The sequence below is a fragment of the Rhizobacter sp. P3_B12 genome, assembly GCF_056402895.1.
On the sequence record NZ_JBFUGN010000741.1, the window covers coordinates 1 to 3,155 of the forward strand.

Consider the following 3,155-nt stretch of genomic DNA (forward strand, 5'->3'; position numbering starts at 1 on the left):
GTCTTGGCCGCGCCGCTGTCGGCACTTCCCTTGCCTTCGCCGCCCGACGCAGCGGCACCGGTGGCCGGCGGGTTCGAGCCGTTGCGGAAATCGGTCACGTACCAGCCCGAGCCCTTCAGCTGGAAGCCCGCGGCCGTCACCTGTTTCTGGAAGGCTTCAGCCCCGCAATTCGGGCAGACGGTGAGCACGGGGTCGGAGATTTTCTGCAGCACGTCCTTGGCGTGGCCGCAGGCCGCACACCGGTAGGCGTAGATGGGCATGGCTAAGCCTTTGATTCAAAACGCGAAATTATAGGTGGCACCGCCAGGGTGCCCGGCCGCCGGGGCTTCACCGGCGGCGCCGGCCTCAGGCGTTCAGCCCCGCGATCGTGCCGTGGCGCGGCTCGTGGCGGTTCTTCAGCACCTGCGGCGCCAGCGAACCGACGATCATGCCCGCAAACGCGGCGATCAGCCCGGCCAGCTGCTTCGGGAACACCGCATCGAGGTTGGAGATGTCGGGGAAGAAGATCACCCACACCGCCACGCCGGCCGCCAGCGAGACGATCGCGCCCTGCGTGGTGGAGCGCTTCCAGTAGAGGCCCATCACCAGCGGCACGAACGCGCCGACCAGCGTGATCTGGTAGGCGCCCGACACCAGCTCGTAGATCGACGTGCCCTTCATCTTGATCGCRTAGGCCAGCACCAGCGCGGCGAACACGACGATGGTGCTGCGCATCGCGAACAGCTGCTCGCGGTCGGTCATGCCAGGCCGCAGGTTCTTCAGGATGTTCTCGACGAAGCTGGTGCTGGGCGCGAGCAGCGTGGCCGACGAGGTGCTCTTGATGGCCGACAGCAGCGCGCCGAAGAACAGGATCTGCATCACGAGCGGCATCTTGGTCAGCACGAAGGCCGGCAGCAGGCGCTGGTAGTCGTTCTTCGCGAGCTCGAGCGCGCTGTCGCCCATCACGATGACCGCGCAGCCGACGATGAACATCGGCACGAACGCGAACAGGATGTAGCTGACGCCGCCGATCATCGCGCCGTTGCGGGCGATCTCGGGGCTGCGCGCCGACATCACGCGCTGGAACACGTCCTGCTGCGGGATGCTGCCCAGCATCATCGTGAGGGCGGCGCCGATGAACATCGCGATCTCGGTGAAGGTGGGCGCGGGCAGGAAGGTCCACAGCTGCTTCTGCTGGGCCATCGCGAACACCTTGTCGGCGCCGCCGGCCAGGTCGCTCGCGAAGACGGCGATGACGGTGAGGCCGATCACCAGCACGATCATCTGGATGAAATCGGTCCAGGCCACCGCGAGGAAGCCGCCGACCACCACGTAGACCAGCACCGCGAGCGTGCCGACGATCATGCCCACGTTCTCGGACATCCAGCCGTTCGTCAGCACCGAGAACACGACGCCCAGCGCGGTGATCTGCGCCGCGACCCAGCCGAGGTAGCTCAGGATGATGGCCAGCGAGCAGAACACCTCGACGCCCTTGCCGAAGCGCTTGCGATAGAAATCGCCGATGGTCAGCAGGTTCTGCTTGTAGAGCTTGGTCGCGAAGAACAGGCCGACCAGGATCAGGCAGGTGCCGGCGCCGAACGGGTCCTCGACGATCGAGCCCAGGCCGCCCTGCACGAAGCGGGCCGGGATGCCCATCACGGTCTCGGCCCCGAACCAGGTGGCGAAGGTGGTGGTGACCACCATGATCAGCGGCAGGCTGCGGCCGGCGATTGCGAAGTCGCTGGTGTTCTTGATCCGGGTGCCGGCCCAGATGCCCAGGCCGAGGGTGCCCAGCAGGTACAGCACGACGAAGGAAATCAGGGTGGTGTTCATCGACCTAGGCTTGCGGCGCGGGGTGGGAGGCGGGCAGGATTATCCATGCAGGAGCACCCGGCAATGCAAGTCCCGGACCCGGGTTTCACCTATCTCTTTCACTTACCGCCAGTGGGTCATCACCTGGGTCGCAACCAATCCCAGCAGGAACCCGACCGCCCCGTAGATGATCGCCCGCAGCAGCCGGTTGGTGCGCCGCTGCTCGGCCAGCACCGCCTCGAGCAGCCGCGGCTCGGTGCCGCGCGGCGTGCGCAGCGCGTCGTGCAGCAGCCGCGGCAGTTCGGGCAGCAGCTGCACGTAGCGGGGCGCCTCTTTCTTCAGGTGCAGCAGCAGGCCGCGCCAGCCGACCTGCTCGTTCATCCAGCGCTCGAGGAAGGGCTTGGCGGTGTTCCACAGGTCGAGTTCGGGGTCGAGCTGGCGCCCCAGGCCCTCGACGTTCAGCAGCGTCTTCTGCAGCAGCACCAGCTGCGGCTGGATCTCCACGTTGAAGCGCCGCGAGGTCTGGAACAGCCGCAGCAGCACCTGGCCCAGCGAGATGTCCTTCAGCGGCCGGTCGAAGTGCGGCTCGCAGACCGCGCGGATCGCGCCCTCGAGCTCGTCGACGCGGGTGTTCGCCGGCACCCAGCCCGATTCCACGTGCAGCTCGGCGACGCGCTTGTAGTCGCGTCGGAAGAACGCGATGAAGTTCTGCGCGAGGTAGTCCTTGTCGAACTCGGTGAGCGTGCCGACGATGCCGAAATCGAGCGCGATGTAGTGCCCGAAGGTCTTCGGGTCGACGCTGACCTGGATGTTGCCCGGGTGCATGTCGGCGTGGAAGAAGCCGTCGCGGAACACCTGCGTGAAGAAGATCGTCACGCCGTCGCGCGCGAGCTTCGGGATGTCGACACCGGCGTCGCGCAGCCGCTGCGCCTGGCTGATCGGCAGCCCGTACATGCGCTCCATCACGATCACGGTGGTGGTGCACAGGTCCCACACCATCTCGGGCACCAGCACGAGGTTCAGCCCCTGCATGTTGCGGCGCAGCTGCGCAGCGTTGGCCGCCTCGCGCACCAGGTCGAGCTCGTCGTGCAGGTAGTTGTCGAACTCGGCCACCACCTCGCGCGGCTTCAGGCGCTTGCCGTCCGACGACAGGCGCTCGATCCAGCGCGCGATGCTGCGCAACAGCGTCAGGTCGTCCTCGATCACCGCGAGCATGCCGGGGCGCAGCACTTTCACGGCCACCTCGCGCCCGCTTTTCAGCGTGGCGAAGTGCACCTGCGCGATCGACGCACTGGCCACCGGCTCGGCATCGAAGCTCGCGAAGATGTCCTCGATCTGCCGGCCGTAGGCGTGCTCGACCAGCT

The 3,155-nt window shown here is 67.0% G+C and carries 3 protein-coding genes; all 3 read right to left on the bottom strand.

What is annotated here, in order from left to right:
- Window positions 1–260, bottom strand: a 260-nt coding sequence (locus AC1D01_RS27230) for an FmdB family zinc ribbon protein (protein ID WP_477871946.1), incomplete at its 3' end; no start/stop codon positions are given.
- Window positions 261–345: 85 nt separating this feature from the next.
- A complete protein-coding gene (locus AC1D01_RS27235; protein ID WP_477871948.1) occupies window positions 346–1,812 on the bottom strand; it encodes a high affinity choline transporter 1 in 1,467 nt (488 codons plus the stop codon).
- Between the two features lie 102 nt (window positions 1,813–1,914).
- On the bottom strand, window positions 1,915–3,155 hold a 1,241-nt coding region (gene ubiB / locus AC1D01_RS27240; RefSeq protein WP_477871950.1), incomplete at its 5' end, for a ubiquinone biosynthesis regulatory protein kinase UbiB.